This is a genomic window from Streptosporangium vulgare (assembly GCF_042428775.1).
Taxonomy (GTDB): Bacteria; Actinomycetota; Actinomycetes; order Streptosporangiales; family Streptosporangiaceae; genus Streptosporangium; species Streptosporangium vulgare.
In genome coordinates this window covers 1-656 of sequence record NZ_JBHMBS010000146.1, presented here as the reverse complement: position 1 = coordinate 656, position 656 = coordinate 1, and the positions used below count along the sequence as shown (strand labels likewise).

At 54.7% G+C, this 656-nt stretch carries 2 rRNA genes; both read right to left on the bottom strand.

Annotation, left to right across the window (positions count from 1 at the left end):
* Positions 1-164 precede the first annotated feature (164 nt).
* A 5S ribosomal RNA gene (gene rrf / locus ACFFRH_RS44900) occupies positions 165-280 on the bottom strand.
* Between the two features lie 94 nt (positions 281-374).
* Positions 375-656 (bottom strand): 23S ribosomal RNA (locus ACFFRH_RS44895); the annotation flags it as partial.

Below are 656 nucleotides of genomic sequence, written 5' to 3'. Positions count from 1 at the left end.
CCGCTGGGCAGGACGGGTATGGAAGTGGGCAAGTTGGGGAAGCCGTATCCGTTGCTGAATCTGGCATATGTGGGAGTATAAGACGCGCAGCGTCGCATCAGGCATTTTTTTCTGCGCCAATGCAAAAAGGCCATCCGTCAGGATGGCCTTTCGCATAATTTGATGCCTGGCAGTTCCCTACTCTCGCATGGGGAGACCCCACACTACCATCGGCGCTACGGCGTTTCACTTCTGAGTTCGGCATGGGGTCAGGTGGGACCACCGCGCTACTGCCGCCAGGCAAATTCTGTTTTATCAGACCGCTTCTGCGTTCTGATTTAATCTGTATCAGGCTGAAAATCTTCTCTCATCCGCCAAAACAGCTTCGGCGTTGTAAGGTTAAGCCTCACGGTTCATTAGTACCGGTTAGCTCAACGCATCGCTGCGCTTACACACCCGGCCTATCAACGTCGTCGTCTTCAACGTTCCTTCAGGACCCTTAAAGGGTCAGGGAGAACTCATCTCGGGGCAAGTTTCGTGCTTAGATGCTTTCAGCACTTATCTCTTCCGCATTTAGCTACCGGGCAGTGCCATTGGCATGCCACCCCGAACACCAGTGATGCGTCCACTCCGGTCCTCTCGTACTAGGAGCAGCCCCCCTCAGTTCTCCAGCGCCC